This window comes from bacterium (assembly GCA_023150945.1).
Classification (GTDB): domain Bacteria; phylum Zhuqueibacterota; class Zhuqueibacteria; order Zhuqueibacterales; family Zhuqueibacteraceae; genus Coneutiohabitans.
The window spans coordinates 799,843-819,349 of the sequence record JAKLJX010000001.1 but is presented as its reverse complement, the minus strand read 5'-3'; the positions used below and the strand labels follow the sequence as shown (position 1 = coordinate 819,349).

The following is a 19,507-nucleotide window of genomic DNA, read 5'->3' as shown; positions in this document are numbered from 1 at the left end:
GCTTTGGTACACATAATGATCAAAGCCAGACTATTCAAAGGGATCGTCCTTCAACCGATAGAGAATTTCACCGGCCTTGGGAACAAAGAGAATATCCTCGTCTTCGCGATCTTTCCATTCATCGAGATCGATCGAAGCCGGATCGCGATACCCGAGATTGATGCTGCGGCACACCTTTTCCGGAATCTGCGTGGCGAGCACGACGTTCATGCGCGGTTTTTCCACGCCGTTCTCGAACGTGCCCACCCCTTTCACATGCGTGGAATGCGCCATGATGCCGCCGGGCACATCTTTGAACTTGTCCATCTGCTTGAGAAAATAATCGCGCACGTGATAGCCGATGCGTTGGATTTCTCTGCCGTGCGACACCGAGATTTCCCTGATATGCGGCGCATAAATGATCAACTCGCCGCCCTCCGCCACCACCGGCTCCAGCTTGTAGGTGCATTTGCCGCCCACCCACAAATCGTCATACATCGCCGGCGCGCAAGAGAGAACCCTGGCAAAGGGGCGCTCTTTGTAAATGATGTGAATTTCCCGGGACAAATCTGCGGCGGCACTCCACGCCTCTTCCGGTGTGCCGATATACAAGCCGGCGAGCTCGCGTCCTTGCACCACCAGGCTCAAGCACATGCGCTCGACCGGCACGAATGAAGCGGCGCGATCAACCACGCGGCGCACCGGCGTGTGCTTCGTGCCGATGATCACCGGACTGGTGATGAGCGCGCCCAGCCAGTGAAACATGTCGATGATCTCACCACCCGCAATGCCGGGAAAGAGATACTTGTTGCCGCCGGAGAAACCCACCACTTCGTGCGGAAACGTGGGCCCGATGATCATCAGCAGATCATAGTCAAAAATCATCTTGTTTATCGTGACCGGCACGGGCGCGCGCATCATGCCGCGGGAAATCTCCGCGACTTCCTCGGCGGAAATTGTGCCGAGCCGGCGAAGCTGCCGCGGATCGTTCCAGGCATGATTGAAGATGCGCGCCTTGGGATATTTTGTGTGCAGTTCTTCCGTGGCGACGCCGAGTCGCTGTGCGATGCCGGCCGCGGACAGCGGCGGATGCGTGCCGAGCGCGATGAGAAAATCCAGCCGCGCGGCGCGTTCTGCCAGCAATTGATACACGCTGCGAAACATCAAGTCAATCGGCGCGCTGCGCGTGTTGTCGGGAATGATCGCCAGGATGCGCTTGCCGGTGAGATTTCTCGCTGCGAACGCCTGGCCGCACAGTTCCAAAACCTGGGCCGCGCTCAGCGTTTCTTGGGGAGAGCCTTTGCCGATGATCATGATTGTTTCAATTGTTGTACTTGCCGGCCGTCACCTCACCGCCACGGCCGGTCCAGTTGGTATGGAAAAATTGACCACGCGGCTGGTCGAGGCGTTCGTAAGTATGTGCACCAAAATAGTCGCGTTGCGCCTGCAGCAGATTCGCCGGCAGCCGTTCCTGGCGGTAACCATCGAAGAAGTTCAACGCCGAGGCCATGGCGGGAATGGCAATGCCGAGCTCGGCTGCCTGCCTCACCACGCGGCGCCATGCGGCCTGCGCTGCCAGCACTTGTTCACTGAAGAAAGGATCCAACAGCAAGTTCGTCAGCTCGGGATTGCGCTGAAACGCATTGCGAATGTCGCCCAGAAAAACCGAGCGAATGATGCAGCCGCCGCGCCACATCAAGGCAATGCCGCCGTAATTCAAATTCCATTTGTGTTCCTCGGCAGCGGCACGCAGCAACATGTAGCCTTGCGCATAGGAGATGAGCTTGGCCGCGTACATCGCCGCTTCAATATCGTTGATAAATTCTTCCTTGTTGCCCGTGAAGTTCGTCGCCGGTCCCTTGAGCAGTTTGGCGGCTTGCACGCGTTCATCTTTCATCGCAGAAAGTGAGCGCGCATAAACCGCCTCGCTCACCAGCGTAATGGGAATGCCCAAATCCATCGAAGAGATGACCGTCCACTTGCCGGTGCCTTTTTGCCCGGCGGCGTCGAGAATGAGATCGACCACGGCGGCGCCGTGTTCGTCGCGATAGCCCAAAATGTCGCGGGTGATTTCGATGAGATAGGAATCGAGTTTGCCTTTATTGAAGCGCGCGAAGACGTGATGCATGTCTTCATTGCTCATGCCCAAGCCGCGCTTCATCAGATCGTAGGCTTCGCAAATGAGCTGCATGTCGCCGTACTCGATGCCGTTGTGCACCATTTTCACGTAATGGCCGGCGCCGTTTTCGCCGACCCAATCGCAACACGGCTCGCCACTCACCTTGGCCGCGATGGCTTGAAAGATCGGCTTCACACTCTCCCAGGCTTTCGGGCTGCCGCCCGGCATGATCGAAGGTCCGTGGCGCGCGCCTTCTTCGCCGCCGGAAACGCCGGTGCCGAGGTAGAGCAAGCCTTTGCTCTCCACGTATTGCGTGCGGCGAATGGTGTCTTGATAATTCGAGTTGCCGCCATCAATGATGATGTCACCCGCTTCGAGAAGCGGCAGCAGCCGCTCGATGAAATCGTCCACCGGCGGCCCCGCTTTGACCATCAACATCACCCGGCGCGGCTTTTGCAATTTGCCGATCAGTTCTTCCATCGTGTGCGTGCCGATCACCTTGGTACCCCTGGCGCTGCTCTGCAGGAATTCATCAACCTTGGCGGTCGTCCGGTTGTAGACTGCAACGATGAAGCCGTGATCATTCATGTTCAGAACGAGATTCTGGCCCATCACTGCCAAACCGATCAAGCCAATATCGGCTTTCTCACTCATGCTGAGTTGTCTCCTGAAAGATGTTTATAGGATTTTGTTCAAGGTTCTTTTCAGAAATAAGAAGACAGATAGAGGGAGAATAGAAAAATGTTTGCCTGGCATTGCTGGATTCAACTCCGTCAGCGCCTGGCATGATATCAAGCTCAATTTTTTGTCCTTCATTTTTCCGTCCTGGCTTTTGAGCGCTTCATGATTTTGCCCAAAATCACTTTGCCTTTTGCGAACTCACCGTATCGTTCAAACCCCACTGTATGCCGAGAATCCGCCATCCACCGGCACCACGATACCGGTGACAAACTGCGAAGCTGGTGAGAGCAGCCAAAGGACCGTCCCCAGCAAATCCTCCGGTTTGCCGAAGCGTCCCATGGGGGTATGCTCGACGATCTTTCTTCCACGCGCGGTCAACTCACCGGTGCCTTTGTCGGTCAGCAAAAAGCGATTTTGCTCGGTCAGGAAAAATCCCGGTGCAATAGCGTTGACGCGAATATGGGGAGAGTATTCTTGCGCCATATGAACGGCGAGCCATTGCGTGAAATTGCTGACCGCGGCTTTGGCCGCGGAATAAGCCGGAATGCGGGTCAACGGCCGCAAGGCATTCATCGAGCTGATATTCAAAATCACGCCGGATTTTTGCTCTGCCAGGTACTTGCCAAAAATCTGACTCGGCAGGATTGTCCCCATCAAGTTCAGCCTGGCGACCCATTCCAACGCTTCCGGGGACAATTGAAAAAACGATTGCTCGGGATTGGTGGTGGCGCGCGGATTGTTGCCGCCGGCGGCGTTGATCAGGCAATCAATTCGACCGAACGCTTTGATGACTTCTGCCGCACAAGTCTCAAGCGTGTCCGGCTTGCAAACATCGCCGTAAACAACAATGGCGCGGCCGATGCTCGTGTCCAGCCGATGAATCAGCCGGTCTGCCAGCGCCGGGTCACGATCCATGATCGCTACACTGGCATGACAACCGACCAGCGCGCACGCCATTTCACCGCCGAGAACGCCGGCGCCGCCGGTGATCACTATCGCGCGTCCTGAAAAATCATACAACCCTTTGAGTTCTTCCAGATTCATCGCGAGTCTATTTCCATTCAAAGTTGAATCATTGTAGAAAACAAAGTTTTCAACATGGGATAACGGAGCCAACTGAACTTACAGGTCAAAGAGATTTTTCAAAAACTGCCTTCTCTGTTTGCTCTGTTCTCTCATGTTACTTTTTGATTTCGGCCAGTCTGCAGGTATCAGTGCAAAAAAGGCTCAATATGCCGGCGGAAATGGCGCACCAGATTCTCATAATGCGTTTCTTCGTGCTGCGCCAATGCGCGCAGGATGCGATCCTTGAAAACGAGTTTGCCGGCGCTGTCTTTCGCGGTGAGCACCGAACCAAACGTCACGTGCAACACTTGCCTCGCATTGGGGTCATCGAACAGGCGCAGCAACCGCTCCCCGGTGCAATTGTGCGCGGCCGGGACCCGCTCGAGCTGGGCGGAGACATGATAAGTCGCTTTGTCGGTTTCATAACGGCCGCGCGCAAAATCGAGAATCTCGCCGAACAGCTCCGGCGCTTTGGCCGCGAGGGTGCGCAGCGCCTCGAGATAACTCGTGCCGGCGGTTTTCACGTGGACGCGACCGAGCTGCAATGCACCAATTGCCTGATAGACGCTGAATTTGTCGCTGCCCGAGTGTATGCTGATCTTGTAAGGGCCGAGTGCCTCCGCGATTTTGACGTGTTTGACAAACTCGCTTTGGAACAAGGCCGTGTCACCCTTGAAATCAATACCCTTCTCAAAATCGCCGACGAAGCGCGGCGCGAGACTCACGAGCTTGACGCCCAAGCGCTGCAATTCATTCGCAACCAAGAAATGCTCGAAGGGCGAGGTGGGCGAATCGGTTTCATCCACGGAAAGCTCGACCTCATACGGCCGGCCGCGATATTTGTCTTCGAGATGACGGTAAAGCGCAGCGGCGTGCGCAATGACGGCGCCGTACTTCACCAACGCGCGGCGGGTTTCATCGATACTCGGGTGAATCTCGAAATCCTCCGCAAGGCGGAAGGCTTTGCCTTCATAGCGGGCAAGGAAACCTGCCGGCGTGTCGGCCAGCGCGTTCCACGGCAGCGCATGGAGGCGGGCAGACAACTCACCCTCAGGAAGTTGCGCGGCCTCATTCACCACGTAAGCGCTGGGGTCCAAGGTGAAAAATGTGAAGCCCGCCTGCATCATACGATCGATGTGCTCGGTGGTTTTGACGTGATCGGCGTCCGCGCCGAAGCCCTGGCGGTAGTCTTCCTGAAAAACCGCCCAGGTGGCGGCAGCGAGCACCTCGTCGGCGGTGCGCTCGGTGCGCTCGAGCTCACGAATGGATTGCTGCGCCAGAATGGCGCGCCACGGCGTGTCCGCGAGGGCGCGCAAATGCGCGGGATTCGCCAGGCCCAGCCGGTCACCCAAGCCAAAGGAATTTTCCAAACCGATCAACGCCGGCCGGGTAAAGTCGAACAACTCGCGCAACCGGGCGGCGTTGTGAGGGGAGAGCGGACAGCATTTGAGCGAAGGATATGCCTTCAACTCCTCTCCCTCGAATCGCGCCTGCGCGGCATGAGCATCTTGGGTGAGCGAGATGAACAAATACTTTCTTTCTCCCCGCCGTGCCATGAAAAAATGCGTGTGCTGCAGTTGATGAATCGATTTCGGGTAAATGCGAATGGCTTCACCTTTGGCGAACTCGACCAGCACGGGTTGATTGCCGCTTCTGGGAGCAGCCTTCAGCTTTTCGATAATCGGTGTCAAGCTCATGGCGAAATCATCTCACAAAAAGGAAGTCGCACAGGCGTCCAGCCGGCATGGCTAGCGACTGAGGCCAAATTCAAAATATTCATTCGCGTTGTTAAAACAAATGTCGGCGATCATGTTGCCAACCAGCGCCGTATCGTTCGGCATCAAGCCCTTTTCCATCTCCTCGCCAAGCAGATTGCACAGCAAGCGGCGAAAGTAATCGTGGCGCGAATAGGAAAGGAAACTGCGGGAGTCAGTGAGCATGCCGATGAAACGGCTCAACAATCCCATGTTCGAAAGCGCTTCAAGCTGTTTTCGCATGCCCTCCAGTTGATCGAGAAACCACCACGCGCTGCCGTACTGCATTTTGCCGGCAACGCTGCCGTCTTGAAAATTGCCGATCATGGTCGCCAGCAACTCGTTGTCGCGCGGGTTGAGGTTGTACAAGATGGTTTTGGGCAGCCTGTTATTGTCATCCAAACGATTCAGCAATCGGGCCAGCGGCCGCGCGATCTCAAAATCGCCGATGGAATCGAAACCCGTATCCGGCCCGAGCGTGCGGAACATGCGGCTGTTGTTGTTGCGCAGCGCGCCCAGGTGAAACTGCTGCACCCAGCCTTTCTCATGATACATCAAGCCCAGCTCGTAGAGCATCGCCGATTTGAATTTGAGGATCTCCGGGTGATCGAGATGAATGCCGGCCAGCGCTTTACCAAAAATGTTCTTGATCTCGGCCTCGGTATATTCTTCCGCGTACGCCGTCTCGATGCCGTGATCGGACAGGCGACAGCCTCGCGCGTGGAAAAAGTCGCGCCGCCTGCGCAGCGCAGCGAGGTAGTCGGAAAAGTTGGTGATATCAACCGCGGCGGCGGCGGCCAGCTGGCTCACCCATTCTCGAAACGCAGCGCCGCTTTCAATGAACAAGCCTTTGTCCGGGCGGAAGGCCGGCAGCACACGAATGTTGCAGCCACTGTCGTGGCGAATCGTTTGATGATACTGCAAACTGTCAATTGGATCATCCGTGGTGCAAACCAGCTTGACATTGAATTGCTGCAAAATGCCGCGAACCGAAAAATCATCCTGCGCCAGCTTGGCGTTGCAGATTTCCCAAATCTCCCTGGCCGTGTCCTTGTTCAAGAGTCTGTCGGAAATGCCAAACGGCCGCTTCAGCTCCATGTGCGTCCAATGATACAGCGGATTGCGCAGCGTTTTCGGCACGGTCCCGGCCCAGGCGAGAAATTTCTCCCAATCGGAAGCCTCGCCGGTGATGAACCGCTCATTGACGCCGTTGGTTCGCATCGCGCGCCATTTGTAATGATCGCCATGAAGCCAAATCTGGGTCAGATTGTCGAACGTCCTGTTTTCCGCGATTTCCTTCGGCGGCAGGTGGCAGTGATAGTCAATGATCGGCTGGGCTTTGGCGTAGTCATGATACAGCACAACTGCGGCTTTGTTGTGAAGCAGAAAGTCAGCACTGATGAAAATGTCTTTCATGGTCATTCCGCAATTCTGGCCGGTTCCAGCTTGGGCACGAGCAGATGAATAATCAACAAGGCCAGCAAATAAACCGCGCCGGCGATGATGAAGAGCGACACGTAGCTGCCGGTGAGTTCGAGAATGAACCCCGTGGCGGTGGAGATCAGCATGCCGCCGACGGCGCCGGCCATGCCGCCGAACCCGACAATAGAGCCCACCGCCCGCCGCGGAAACATGTCGGAAGTGGTCGTGAACAAGTTTGCCGACCAGCCTTGATGCGCCGCGGTGGCGAGACCCAGCAGCGCGACCGCCAGCCACATCTCCTTCGCCTGGGAAGCATACATAATCGGCACGACACAGAGCGCGCAAATCAGCATTGCCATCTTCCGCCCCTTGTTCACGCTCCAGCCGCGCTTGATGAAAACCGAAGAGAGCCAGCCGCCGCCTATGCTGCCGACGTCCGCCATCAAATAAATGATGACCAGCGGCAATCCGATTTTGTCCAACGTCAGTCCGTAATTCGCATTGAGAAATTTGGGAACCCAATACAGATAGAACCACCACACCGGATCCGTAAGAAATTTTCCAATCGCAAACGCCCAGGTTTGGCGGTGCGGCATGAGTTTCAGCCACTTGATTTTGGTCTCCGGCTCGGGCGGATCGCTCAGAATGTATGACAGTTCCCGTGCCGACAAGCGCTTTTGCTGCTCGGGCTTTTCATAAAGCCAGTGCCAAAAAATCAACCAGACAAATCCGATGGCAGCGGTGAAGATGAAGGCTTCCTGCCAGCCGTAGGTGAGCGTCAGCCACGGCACGACCAACGGCGCGACCACCGCACCGACATTGGAGCCGGCATTGAAAATCCCCGTGGCCAGGGCGCGTTCTTTCTTTGGAAACCATTCCGCCACGGTCTTGATTGCTGCCGGGAAATTGCCCGACTCTCCCAAGCCGAGAGCAAAGCGGGCTGCGCCAAATCCAAAAGCTGATTTCGCCAGTGCGTGCGCCATCGCCGCCAGACTCCAAAATACCATGGCAACGGAATAGCCGATCTTGGTGCCCAGTAAATCCATCATGCGGCCAACGACCACCAAGCCAATGGCATACGCTCCCTGAAACGCGGTGACGATAAAACCGTATTGTGATTCACTCCAGCCGATTTCCTTTTCCAACACGGGCGCGAGAATGCCGAGCACCTGGCGATCGATGTAGTTGATCGTGGTGGCGAAAAACAACAACGCACAGACTGTCCAGCGATAATTGGCACCCTTTGGTCTCTCAACCTGCGTGGGAACCGTCTCGTTTGCAGCAGTCATTTGCTCGGTCTCCATTTTGATCCAGCAGTCATGCGGTGGGACAGGGTTCACACTTTCCGTGAATTGGGCTGATCGTGATTTCCGCTGGCACTCGAGGTGTTTTAGAATTCGCCATTCTCATTCGACGCGAGAATCATGTTGCGCGTCAACGGCTCAGCCAGCCGCCGTCAACGACCAGCGTGTGTCCGTGCATGTAGCTCGACGCTTCCGATGCCAAAAACACCACCGCGCCCATCAGATCATCGGGTGTGCCCCAGCGGCCTGCCGGGATGCGTGCGAGAATTGCGGCGCTGCGCGTGGGATCTTCGCGCAATGCCTGGGTATTGTCCGTTGCCATGTAGCCGGGCGCGATCGCGTTCACATTGATGTTGTGCCGTGCCAACTCGTTGGCAAACGCGTGGGTCAATCCCTTGACCGCGCTTTTTGCAGCCGTGTATGAGGGTACCAGGATGCCGCCTTGAAAGGAAAGCAACGAGGCGACATTGATGATTTTGCCGCCGCGGCCTTGCGCGACCATTACCCGCGCCGCCGCCTGACTGAGAAAAAACAGCGCGCGCAGGTTGATGTTGATCACCTCATCCCAGTCTTTCTCAGGGAACTCGAGCAGCGGCGCACGCCGGATGATGCCGGCATTGTTCACCAGTATATCGATTGTGCCGAACTTGTCGACTGTTGCGCGCACGATGTCGCCGACACAATTTGCATCGCTCAAGTCTGCCGTGAGATTCAAACAACGCCGGCCGCGCTTTCCCACGGCCTGGCAGGAGGCGGTGGCATCGCTTCTATCGACGAGCACAATATCCGCGCCGGCCTCCGCCAGCGCGACAGCCATGCCTTGACCAAGTCCCCGCGAAGAGCCGGTGACGATTGCGACTTTGCCGTCGAGCTTGAATTTGTCCAAAATCATATACCGATGTCCTTCTTTAAAAAAAGGTGAGTTTGTAATTTCGCCTTTAGGCGTCGGATGTCCGTCAGAAGTTGAACGCCTGAAGGCGTCACTACGAACATTCAACGCAACTGCGCCATGCCAACCGCATCCATATCTTCAAACGCCTGATTCTCGCCGCCCATGCCCCAACAAAATGAATAGGCCGCCGTACCGGCGCCGCAGTGGATCGACCAGCTTGGCGAAATGACTGCCTGCCGGTTGGCAATGACGAGATGGCGCGTTTCTTCCGGCTGCCCCATGAAATGAAAAATGCGCGCATTGTCCGGCACATCAAAATACAAGTAAACTTCCATGCGACGGGAATGCGTGTGCGGCGGCATGGTATTCCAGATGGAGCCGCTTTGCAGTTGGGTGAAGCCCATCACCAACTGGCAACTTTGAATGCCGCCGGGATGAATGTACTTGTAGATCGTGCGCTGGTTGGCGCCCTCCGGCGAGCCGAGATGAACCGCTTGCGCCTCGGCCTGGCGCATGAGCGTAGTGGGATGGCTTTGGTGCGCCGGGAAACTCAGAATAAAAAACGCCGCCGGCTCGGCTTCCTTCTTACTGCTGAAAATAATCTCTCGAGCGCCTTTACCAATGTAAAGCATATCGCGGTTCGCGAGATCACAAACTTTTTTGTCGACGCTAATTTGTCCCGCGCCGCCGACGTTGAGCACACCGATCTCGCGGCGCTGCGCAAAATAATCCGCCGCCAATTCTTTGGAAGTCGGCAGAGAGAGTTTTTCTTTCACCGGCACGGCAGCGCCGATCACGGCACGATCGATTTCCGAATAAACCAAATTGATTGCCTCCGGCTGGAACAAATCTGCGAGCAAATAAGCCTCGCGCAACTCGGAAGTCGTCAGGCCTTTGGTGCGGATGGTATCTACGGCTGGCAAGATTTTCATTGTTTCAATCCTTCATTTGAAAACATCATAACTGACTTCCAGCACCGCCAAACACGCGAAATACACCCAAAAGCCTTTCGTGTCCTTTCGTGTGTTTCGCGGGCAATAATGTCAAATGCGACAAGTTGAAACAGATGCGAGCCGGCAGTGGCCTACTCGATCATCAGTGGCGCATTCAACGCGGCGCTAGTCTCATTCAAATAAGCTTCGAACTCCTCCTTGTTTTTGATGCCGTCAGGCTCTTGTTCCCAGGCCCCCAGGAAATAGTAAGTCAACCGGCCATTCTCCGGTTTGAGAACCACAACATGGCTGAGTTGGTCTGCAGTTACTTCAATCAAATCGCTTTTGCGATAGAGAACCGCCATGCCGAGCTTGTCATTCGCCAGACTCTGCTTGCCATAAGTCGCCAAGTAGGCCCAACCCTCACTCGATTCCGGCGAAACAAGCAACACAGTGCTGTCGAGCTTGACGATGCCGGTGCATAAGTTGTCTGGGTTGCCGTCGATCTCAACCTGATGCTTGGTCAAACCGCTGCCGGCGGTGATGGACAGATTCGAAACGACATTGAAAACGCCGTCGCCGACCTTCCACCCAAAATACTTCGTTTGAATTTGCGAGTACACAGTGCCGTCAGCAAGAATGGCACAAGTGACGCTGTCGGTCTGCGCCACGCGCTGGGCTTTGCCTCCGTACCACATCGCGAGCGAACCAATGCCAAGCGCGTCGCCGACTTTCAAAATATCCATGCCCCAATCCGACATCTCGTGATAGGAATCGAAGCCATCCAGGCCGACATTCTGCAAAACCATGTCCGGCGTTTTCTTGCCAAAAATGTCGATGGCATTGCGCCAGTCGAGATAAAAACGGTAACCGATCTTGTCGGATTCCAAGCCGGGACCTTCGTAACGGATATAAAGGGAATGATCGGTATGCTCCGGCGGTACGCGCAAGTACTGCACATTTTGAAACGTGCCGCCCTCGTACTTGCGATTGACAAACTTGCCGCCGACCTTGTGTGAAAGCTCGGCTTGCGTGCGCTTGGGATACTCTCGTCTCAGCTCGCCCGATTTCGCGTAGCGAACGGTAAAGGTCTTCGTCTCGTTCGGAGCGAAATCGGCAACGCACACAATGTGATCGGTGTTGCCATCATTGTCACGATCAATGGCCTGACTCGCCAGCTCCCTGCCTTCTGCCAGAATCACAAAAGCATTGCTGTTGAACTCCGGCGCTTTGGCTTTGAGCTGCATCATCTCCACAACGATCGCGGCATCCCGGCGCGCGCGTTTGACACCCTGGCGCTCCATCGCCACCGGATTTTTTACCGTTAGGGTAATGGCTTCGGGATAGGTTTGCTTCAGTGTGTTGCTGACTTCATCTTTCTGGGCACATCCCAGCAGAATCGCGACAACGATCAGGACCGGAAACACGCGTGCGGACCTCATGACTCTACTCTCGAAGTTTGTGATTTCTGCGCCATTTCTCATTCAACCGCGGGTGCATCGGTTTTGAATTTGTAAATCCAGGTCAGATCTTTTGAGCCCTGCAACTCCGCTTTCAATCAGTGATCTTGACTGCCAAACCATCTTGTCAAAACCCACTCCGCTGCCCTGTAAATGGCCGGGCATCCTGCCGGCAGCGTTTTTCTGCGCCAGTGTATACTTCTTTCCGGCCAGAAGTGTTGGTGATTGCCTGGGTCGCGGCCGTGGCGTTGGCCAGCGAATAGAGAGCCACCTACTGACCCTGGAGATGACGCCAAGAGGCCGCAGCGTGATGCTCGGCAATTGGGTTGATCCGCTGGGATTGGTTTGCATGACCAAGAGACTTGTCCGGAAAATCAGTTGCGCTTCGCGTAATCGCATCGTCAATCCACTAGCTGTTTCTCAAGCGCACAAAGCCAAATTCCTCTGCGCCGGGAGATGAGCCGCTGAAAAGTTGCGGAGCATGGTCGGTCTCTTGCGCGTAACGCTCACAGAGCTCGGCAACAGAATGGTGTGCGTTGGCGCCACCCAGAACTGCGACCGTACCGCCGCTGCCGCCGCCGGTTATTTTGGCGCCATATATCCCTTTTTGGGTACCAAGCTCTCGAGCAAGCGCAACCAGCCTATCGGTGCCTTCTGATCCCAGGCCGCATGCTGAATAGCTGCTGTGCGCTTGGTACATCAATTCACCCAGTTGTTCCAAAGTCCGCTCGCTCATTGGATTTTGCAGCAGCTCGGCAAAAGTGCGCACCCGAAAATGTTCATAAATGGGATGCGCAGTCGGCTTGGCGACTCCATAAACCGTGTCCGGCTCGATTTTGGTTACAGCATCAGTTGTCCCTTGATAACGCGCCAGAAATTCACTGCCCCGAATTTTGTCCGGCAAATGCGGCGCAAAATGATGCTCGTAGAACGACGGTGTGATATTGGCCAAATAGCCATTCCACTTGGTGTCGTTTATGCAAACCAGCCGATCACTTTTCCCGGTCGCGACCTCGCAGCCGGCCAGCGCGGCGATGATTCGGTATCCCATGAACGCGCCGACGCGCACAGAAACATAGTCCGCGCCGGAAACAGAATGCCGGAGACCGGAATCAATTCCCCAAAACGAAACCTCGTTCGGGACTTTGATCGGTTCCTGCAAAACAGCGGGCTGACAAAGCAGCGACAAGAGCTGCCCGACTTTGCCGCACACCGCGGTCATTTGATCCATGACGCCACATGGCGCACCAACCACCAGGTTCTCGACTTTCTGGCACAAAAACGCCATCTCATGCGGGCGTATTTCAACGCTGTACGCTGCAGCCACCGCGGACATGACGGCCACTTCCAGCGCTGCCGAAGAGCTGACACCTTTGCCCTCCGGCACTTCGGAGTGAATCAGAATGCGGGCGCCCTTCTTGAACGTCGCCGCCTTTTCTTTCAGCAAAACCAGAAAGGCACCGGCAGCATACGCGGCCCAGGCAGTCGCGGGGTTCTTTTGAAAATATGTTTGCGCCGCGGGATAGTCGAGCGGAGCGCCCGCCTTCTCGAAATCATCCAGGTTCATTTCAAAATGTGGTGATCTGCCATTTCCTTTTGCGTTCAAACTGACAATGCTGAGCTTCCGGTCCGGCGCCAATTGCAGCGCCGCCAGCGTCGCTTCTTTAAGCGGCAACTGCAGCACCAACGATCCGGAATAATCCGCAATGCCGCCCATCACATCCAGCCGGCCCGGCGCGCGCGTAACGATGATTTCCTCTTCAGGATCGAACAAGGTCCGGGCCTCGGCCACGGAGTTTTGATCCAACGTATTCATGAGCGCAAGAAAACGATCGACATCTTCCAAATCAGGCGTTGTGCTGTGAACAATCCGATACATGCGTCAACTGATTTCTTTTATGGCAGGATGATTTATCGACAGAATAATTGTTGCAAAAATTACTTCGTCATTCAATCATTCCGTGCCCTAATTGTTGCGCTTTTGCGTCGAGAGTTTTTTGTAATGGACATTCGCCTGCCTGATTAATTCCAGCGCCTTTTCTTCCGGAGAGGTATCACTCAAGAAATTTCCGCCGCCGATCTCGGGGCCGGCGAGGTACTTCAACAGATTCGGTTTGCGCAGAGGCGGGTGAAATTCGACATGAAAGTGAAAGCCACTGTAATCCTCCCCGTCGGTGGGCGCCTGATGCAGCGGCATCACATAGGGAAAAGGCATTAGCCAGAGATTGTCGAACTTAATCAAGATCTGCTTGAGGACGGTGGAAAAATCCTGCAGCTCGTCGTGCGACAGATCAGCCAGACTCGAATGGGTCGCTTTGGGAGCGACATAGACTTCATAAGCGTAGCGCGCAAAATAGGGAACAAAAGCGATGGCAGAATCATTTTCACAGACAATGCGCCGGCCGTCGGCTTTTTCTTGTTTGAGAATGTCCTGAAAAAGCGGCCGGCCATTCTGCAAAAAGTATTCGCGCGCGCAGCGGGCCTCGGTTTCAATGAACTTGAATACAAAGTTCGTTGCATAAATCTGGCAGTGCGGATGCGGATTCGACACACCGACGACTTCGCCCTTGTTTTCAAAGATCAGCACATGATTGATTTCCGGGTGGCCGCCCAGCTCACGATATTGCTCCTGCCATACTTTGAGCAACGTGACGATTTCCGGCACTTCAAGCTCAGCCAGCGTGAGATTGTGTTTAGGACTGTAGCAGACGACGCGCGCTACGCCGCGCGCCGGGCTGCTTTTGTAAACCCCCTGTTCTTTTGGTGGCACGGCGGGAGCTCCCCAGCTCACGCACGCATGGTCGTTATCAAACACAAAAGTCTGTTCATATTCAGGGTTTTGCTTTCCGCTCACGCGCTTATTCCCGGGACACAAATAGCATGCAGGATCATATTCCGGTAATTCCGGCGCTGCACTCCGAATCGTCTCGCCGGTCCAGGGACGATTCTGCCGGTGCGCGGCAATGATCACCCATTCCTCGCGCAATGGGTGCCATCTTTGTTCCCAGACCACTGCAATCTCCTCAAATGGCAGAATGTTGGTTTGGCAGAATCAATAGAATCGAAAGATCATTTTGTCGACTAATCATTCTGTCTTACTTCTCATCCCGCAAAATAGAGGTACGCCATCAGAATCAACACCAATACGGTGCCGGAAGCGACGACATCCCCCCTGCTCCAACTGGCGCGGGATTTTTCCCGGTCTTCGTGGGAAGTCGTGGCGTAAGTCAGGCCGTTGATTTTTTCATACGCCGGCGCTTCCGTCATGTAACTGACGACGAGCATCACCGCCACGCAAACCAGGAAAATGAGCAGACTGTAATACTGGAAGAAAATGTTATTGATGATCCAGAAGAATGAACCTTCAGCATAAGTGAAGCCCTCGACCAGCTTCACCGGCGTATCGATCGCCAGGCGGAACAGACCCAACGCGAAGCCGGTGATCAGCGCCGCCAGGCAACCTGTGGCATTCAAGCGCTTGTTGAAAACGCCGAGAAAAAAGACCACAAAAATCGGGGGCGCGAGATAGGCTTGCACGCCTTGCAGATAATCATAAAGGCCTTTGCCGCCTTGAATCACCGGAATCCAAATCAACCCGATCACGACCATGGCCGCCGTCGCCACTCTGCCCATCCACACGAGTTGGTGTTGCGTGGCCTGCGGCCGCAATCTGGAATAGAAGTCCATCGTGAACAGTGTCGAGGAGGCATTGAAGACGCCGGCCAGCGAGCTCATCAACGCCGCCAGCAGGCCGGCCACGACGATGCCGCGCACGCCGATCGGCAACACCGCCGCCACCAGCAAAGGAAAGGCTTTTTGCGCATGGTCGCGCAACAACATGCCGTCGGCGCTGAAGAGCTGCTCGCGCAAGGCCGGTATTTTCCCGCTTTGCGCCAGCGCAAAACAGATGAGGCCGGGTATGATGAAGATGAAGACCGGCAGCAGCTTGAAGAATGCGGCCATGATCGTGCCGCGCCGGGCTTCCGTTTCATTGGGTGCGCCCAGCGCGCGTTGCACGATATACTGATCCGTGGTCCAATACCAAAGGCCGATGATCGGCGCGCAAAACAACATGCCGAGCCAGGGATAGGCGTCATTGAAGTACCAAGCCATGCGGCCCGCCTCACGCACGGGCGCCCACGTGCCTTCAATGCCCGCAGGCACCAGCGGCTTCCAGAGGTTGAGCATCTCCGGTCCCACGATCGCGCGCAGCTCGCTCCATCCTCCCAAGGCCTGCAGGCCGAAGACGGTGACCAAGGCCGAGCCGAAGATGAGAATGATCGTCTGCAGCGCCTCGGTATAGGCCACCGCGCGCATGCCGCCGAAAATGGTATATAGTCCGGTCAGCACGATAACCAGAATGGAGCCTGTCCAAAAACTATCAAGGCCGAGAAACCGGAGATCCGGTAGCAACACGCTAAAAACGATCCCACCGGCGAAAATTCCCACGGCGATTTTGGTCAAGACATACGCCACCAGCGAGATGAGTGAAAGCACGGTGCGCGCCGTCGGTGAAAAACGCCGCTCCAAGAATTCCGGCATGGTGAAGACTTTGGAACGCATATAGAAGGGAATCATGACCCAGCCCAGCACGAGCAGACACCACGCGTGCAATTCATAATGCGCCATCACGACGCCGTCGGTGGCGCCGGTGCCGGCCAAGCCCACGAGATGCTCGGAGCCGATGTTGGAGGCAAAGATGGACGCGCCGATCACAAACCAACCGAGATGGCGGCTCGCCAGAAAATAATCAGCGGGCGTATCCTGCCTTTGCTTGCTCACCCACCAAGCCACTCCGAGAATGACGAGAAAATAGCCGGCGATCACCACCCAGTCGAGCGCAAATAGTGCTGTCATAATCTGCCCGTTCGTTGAATTGTCCGTCCACTCTTCAGTTTTGTGGTACGAATCTTGTGATCCGATTTCGAACGCGTTGGGTCTTTGCTTTGCGCTTTCTCACCTGGCCTCTTGCTGCTTCTCCATTTCCACGCTGGCCATGATGAACGGCCCCACCCCTTTGAGATCGTTGCTCACAATCGGCGTACTCACGTAATACTCATAGGAGCCGTCCCGATAGGGCTTGCCGCCGAGCCCGGCAACCTGACAAACCTGCGTGAGCGTGACAAGGCCGTCCGGCTCCACTTTGATCAAGTTTTCGATGATGCCGCGGTAGCCTTTCTCCGCCACCGCCAAATATGCTTGATCAAGATAACCATTGCGCACCGCTTTGGCAAGAGCGTACACGAACATTGCCGAGGCCGAAGCCTCCAAGAAATTTCCCGCGCGGCCGCCTTGATCCAGCACTTGATACCACAGACCGGTTTCTTCATCTTGATATTTTCGCACCGCGCGCGCGAGGTTGCGAAGAATCGCGATGATCTGTTCTCGTTTGGGATGATCGTTCGAGAAGTAATCGAGCACATCCACAATGCCCATGGCATACCAACCGATCGCGCGGCCCCAAAAATTCGGCGAGCAGCCCGTCACCGGATCGGCCCACTCTTGCTGCTTGCTCTCATCCCAGCCGTGGTAGTACAAACCAGTGGTGGAATCATAAGTATGATGCGCCACAAAGATGATTTGATTCGCGATATCGTCGAATGCCTCAGGACGATCGAACATTTTCGCGTACTCGGCATAAAAGGGTGCGCCCATGAAAATGCCGTCGAGCCACATCTGCCACGGATAGATTTTCTTGTGCCAAAAACCGCCCTCCCGAGTGCGCGGATGCGTCTCCAGTTGCTTCATGTTCAAAGCCGCTGCGTTCTTGTACTTTTCATCGTGCGTGGCATTGTACAACATCAGCAGGACTTTTCCGGGGTTCACGTGATCGATGTTGTATTCTTCCAACTCATAGGTTTTGATGTTGCCGTCCGGCTCGACATAGGAATCGGCGAAGGCTTTGACATAGTCAAAGTATTTCTGTTCGCCGGTTTGCTGCCAGACCTGTTCGAGCGCTTTCATGAAAACCGCGGTCTCGTAAACCCACGACGTTTTCGTGCTGTCATTGAACAAAAACGAATTGCCCCGGCGCTGCATTTCCGACGTCGCCATGCGCACCGACCACGGCGTGTGATTCGGGACCGCTGCTTGTTCGCGCGGTGACTGGGATTGGCACGAAAGCGTTAGAATTATCGTTGCTGCGACCACGCCGTGCCACAATCTTGAATGAAAGTCTGTCATGCGTTCCGTTCCTTTTCAGTTTCCCCAATGCAAAACAGTCGCATTTACTTCGGGAGCCAATTTCAAATGTTTCTTTGCATCAAGCGCGCCTATTTTGCACAGATTGATGCCGGCCGTTTTTTTGCCGGATAAAGACAAGAGTGTTTCCAGTTCTGCCGGAAAACGCGGCGCGGCAATGGTAACATTCGTGCTGTTGTGAAACGCCAGCACCGGCCCGGCTTGCGGAAGAATCTCAACATTTGTCAGCCTGATATGATCCACATTCATTCCGAGCAAGCCTTTTTGCGCAGAGATTGAAATGTTCGTCAATTCGATATTGTGCAGCGGCATTTCCGGCAAGCCGAGCATTTCCACGGCCTGCGCTGCTCCGCGGGCAATCACCTCGCTGATGAAAATGTTCCGAAATTGCGGCGTTGCGGCGCTGACCGGCGCGGCCTGTTCGCTATCGAAACTGCTTGCCTGGCCGGGCTCAACAATCGGCGATTGGCCGCTGTAATACAGGTTGAAAGTGATGACTGCTGCGGGAATGTCCTTCATGAAAATGCGTTTGACGTAAATGTTCTCAACCACGCCGCCGCGGCCGCGTGTGCTCTTGAAGCGCAAGCCAGTGTCGGTGCCGATAAACGTGCAATCGCGCACCTCGATGTTGCGCACGCCGCCGGACATTTCGCTGCCGATCACGAAGCCGCCGTGGCCGTGATAAACGATGCAGTCATAAATCTGCACGTTCTCCGTCGGCATGCCACGCCGCCGGCCGGCTTCGTCTCTTCCTGATTTCAAACAGATCGCGTCGTCGCCGACATCGAAATTGCAGTTGTAAACCGCGACGTTACGGCAGGATTCCAGATCGAGACCGTCGCCGTTTTGCGAATACCACGGATTTCTGACCGTGACGTTTCGAATCGTAATGTTCTCACTCATCAGTGGGTGCAAATTCCACGCGGGCGAGTTTTGGAACGTGGGGCCGTCGAGCAGGACTTTGTTGCAGCGGCTCAATTGCAGCAGCACCGGCCGCAAAAAGTCACGCAATTTTTCAAACGCTGCACGCACCGGCGGCTTGTTGCTTTGGCGCAGAATCTCGATTTCGTCTGCGCCGTTCATCGCTGCGGCAGAGGGCCACCAGGTGCTGCCTTTTTGATCCACCACACCGCCGGAAGCGACCAGCTCTTTCCACTGCATTGCCGTGAGTTTGAATTTCTTCACCGGCCGCCACACTTCGCCGGAACCATCGAACACACCTGCGCCGGTAATGGCAATGTTCTCCAAATTCTCTCCGAAGAGGGGCGGCATGCAGCGATATTCCAGCCGGCCTTCATACCAGGTTTCGATAAGCGGGTAGTCGGTGCGCTGCGGACTGAAAATCACCAGCGCGCCTCTTGCCACATGCAGATTGAGATTGCTCTGCAGTTGAATCGGGCCGGTGAGCCAGATACCTGCGGGAATCACGACCTTGCCGCCGCCGGTAGCGGCGCACGCGGAGATCGCTTTGGCAATGGCTTCCGTATTCATGGTCTTGCCGTCGCCGACCGCGCCATAATCAACAATGTTGAACTGCTTGTCCGGGAATGAGGGCAAAGGAATTTCAGGAAAACGAAGCGAGGTTTGATCTGCTTCATTGCCGGAATACAGAGAATGGGGAGATACCGTCAGGCTTGCAACGAGGAACAATACGCCAACACAGATGCTGTACTTGGAAAGAGTTTTCATGAGATCCGC

The 19,507-nt window shown here is 55.4% G+C and carries 14 protein-coding genes; all 14 read right to left on the bottom strand.

The features are described 5' to 3' along the window. Positions 1 to 30: 30 nt before the first annotated feature. The 14 genes from L6R21_03035 to L6R21_02970 all read right to left on the bottom strand — a co-directional run bounded on the left by L6R21_03035 (position 31) and on the right by L6R21_02970 (position 19,498). Positions 31 to 1,293 carry a lactate racemase domain-containing protein gene (locus L6R21_03035; protein MCK6558149.1) on the bottom strand — a complete coding sequence of 421 codons (1,263 nt, stop codon included), beginning with the start codon at positions 1,291 to 1,293 and terminating at the stop codon, positions 31 to 33. A 7-nt stretch (positions 1,294 to 1,300) separates the two neighbouring features. Next, complete coding sequence (gnd, locus tag L6R21_03030) at positions 1,301 to 2,752, bottom strand: decarboxylating NADP(+)-dependent phosphogluconate dehydrogenase (protein ID MCK6558148.1); 1,452 nt, start codon at positions 2,750 to 2,752, stop codon at positions 1,301 to 1,303. Between the two features lie 237 nt (positions 2,753 to 2,989). After that, positions 2,990 to 3,823, bottom strand: coding sequence for an SDR family oxidoreductase (locus L6R21_03025; protein ID MCK6558147.1), 834 nt, complete (start codon positions 3,821 to 3,823; stop codon positions 2,990 to 2,992). A gap of 167 nt (positions 3,824 to 3,990) precedes the next feature. Next, on the bottom strand, positions 3,991 to 5,541 hold the full coding sequence (locus L6R21_03020) for a tagaturonate epimerase family protein (protein MCK6558146.1): 1,551 nt from the start codon (positions 5,539 to 5,541) through the stop codon (positions 3,991 to 3,993). Positions 5,542 to 5,592: 51 nt separating this feature from the next. Then, on the bottom strand, positions 5,593 to 7,014 hold the full coding sequence (gene uxaC, locus L6R21_03015; GenBank protein MCK6558145.1) for a glucuronate isomerase: 1,422 nt from the start codon (positions 7,012 to 7,014) through the stop codon (positions 5,593 to 5,595). 2 nt (positions 7,015 to 7,016) lie between these two features. Beyond that, the gene (locus L6R21_03010) at positions 7,017 to 8,309 is read right to left on the bottom strand and encodes an MFS transporter (GenBank protein ID MCK6558144.1); all 1,293 of its coding nucleotides are present in this window, start codon (positions 8,307 to 8,309) and stop codon (positions 7,017 to 7,019) included. A 145-nt stretch (positions 8,310 to 8,454) separates the two neighbouring features. Beyond that, complete coding sequence (kduD, locus tag L6R21_03005; protein MCK6558143.1) at positions 8,455 to 9,216, bottom strand: 2-dehydro-3-deoxy-D-gluconate 5-dehydrogenase KduD; 762 nt, start codon at positions 9,214 to 9,216, stop codon at positions 8,455 to 8,457. Between the two features lie 101 nt (positions 9,217 to 9,317). Then, a complete protein-coding gene (gene kduI, locus L6R21_03000; protein ID MCK6558142.1) occupies positions 9,318 to 10,148 on the bottom strand; it encodes a 5-dehydro-4-deoxy-D-glucuronate isomerase in 831 nt (276 codons plus the stop codon). A gap of 152 nt (positions 10,149 to 10,300) precedes the next feature. Continuing rightward, positions 10,301 to 11,590 carry a DUF4861 domain-containing protein gene (locus L6R21_02995; GenBank protein MCK6558141.1) on the bottom strand — a complete coding sequence of 430 codons (1,290 nt, stop codon included), beginning with the start codon at positions 11,588 to 11,590 and terminating at the stop codon, positions 10,301 to 10,303. Positions 11,591 to 12,017: 427 nt separating this feature from the next. Next, a complete protein-coding gene (locus tag L6R21_02990; protein MCK6558140.1) occupies positions 12,018 to 13,055 on the bottom strand; it encodes a GHMP kinase in 1,038 nt (345 codons plus the stop codon). A gap of 519 nt (positions 13,056 to 13,574) precedes the next feature. Beyond that, on the bottom strand, positions 13,575 to 14,579 hold the full coding sequence (gene galT, locus L6R21_02985; GenBank protein ID MCK6558139.1) for a galactose-1-phosphate uridylyltransferase: 1,005 nt from the start codon (positions 14,577 to 14,579) through the stop codon (positions 13,575 to 13,577). 131 nt (positions 14,580 to 14,710) lie between these two features. Next, entirely contained in the window at positions 14,711 to 16,465 is a 1,755-nt protein-coding gene (locus L6R21_02980) for a sodium:solute symporter (GenBank protein MCK6558138.1), read from the bottom strand. Positions 16,466 to 16,564: 99 nt separating this feature from the next. Continuing rightward, positions 16,565 to 17,791: a glycoside hydrolase family 88 protein gene (locus L6R21_02975; GenBank protein ID MCK6558137.1), complete on the bottom strand. Its 1,227-nt coding sequence runs from the start codon at positions 17,789 to 17,791 to the stop codon at positions 16,565 to 16,567. Positions 17,792 to 17,806: 15 nt separating this feature from the next. Beyond that, complete coding sequence (locus L6R21_02970) at positions 17,807 to 19,498, bottom strand: glycoside hydrolase family 28 protein (GenBank protein MCK6558136.1); 1,692 nt, start codon at positions 19,496 to 19,498, stop codon at positions 17,807 to 17,809. Between the last annotated feature and the right edge of the window lie 9 nt (positions 19,499 to 19,507).

What these genes read in the sequence shown, in the direction of transcription:
- L6R21_03035 (MCK6558149.1), bottom strand. Translation starts at nt 1,293, where the DNA reads ATGATCATCGGCAAAGGCTCTCCCCAAGAAACGCTGAGCGCGGCCCAG.
- gnd (MCK6558148.1), bottom strand. Translation starts at nt 2,752, where the DNA reads ATGAGTGAGAAAGCCGATATTGGCTTGATCGGTTTGGCAGTGATGGGC.
- L6R21_03025 (MCK6558147.1), bottom strand. Translation starts at nt 3,823, where the DNA reads ATGAATCTGGAAGAACTCAAAGGGTTGTATGATTTTTCAGGACGCGCG.
- L6R21_03020 (MCK6558146.1), bottom strand. Translation starts at nt 5,541, where the DNA reads ATGAGCTTGACACCGATTATCGAAAAGCTGAAGGCTGCTCCCAGAAGC.
- uxaC (MCK6558145.1), bottom strand. Translation starts at nt 7,014, where the DNA reads ATGAAAGACATTTTCATCAGTGCTGACTTTCTGCTTCACAACAAAGCC.
- L6R21_03010 (MCK6558144.1), bottom strand. Translation starts at nt 8,309, where the DNA reads ATGACTGCTGCAAACGAGACGGTTCCCACGCAGGTTGAGAGACCAAAG.
- kduD (MCK6558143.1), bottom strand. Translation starts at nt 9,216, where the DNA reads ATGATTTTGGACAAATTCAAGCTCGACGGCAAAGTCGCAATCGTCACC.
- kduI (MCK6558142.1), bottom strand. Translation starts at nt 10,148, where the DNA reads ATGAAAATCTTGCCAGCCGTAGATACCATCCGCACCAAAGGCCTGACG.
- L6R21_02995 (MCK6558141.1), bottom strand. Translation starts at nt 11,590, where the DNA reads ATGAGGTCCGCACGCGTGTTTCCGGTCCTGATCGTTGTCGCGATTCTG.
- L6R21_02980 (MCK6558138.1), bottom strand. Translation starts at nt 16,465, where the DNA reads ATGACAGCACTATTTGCGCTCGACTGGGTGGTGATCGCCGGCTATTTT.
- L6R21_02975 (MCK6558137.1), bottom strand. Translation starts at nt 17,791, where the DNA reads ATGACAGACTTTCATTCAAGATTGTGGCACGGCGTGGTCGCAGCAACG.
- L6R21_02970 (MCK6558136.1), bottom strand. Translation starts at nt 19,498, where the DNA reads ATGAAAACTCTTTCCAAGTACAGCATCTGTGTTGGCGTATTGTTCCTC.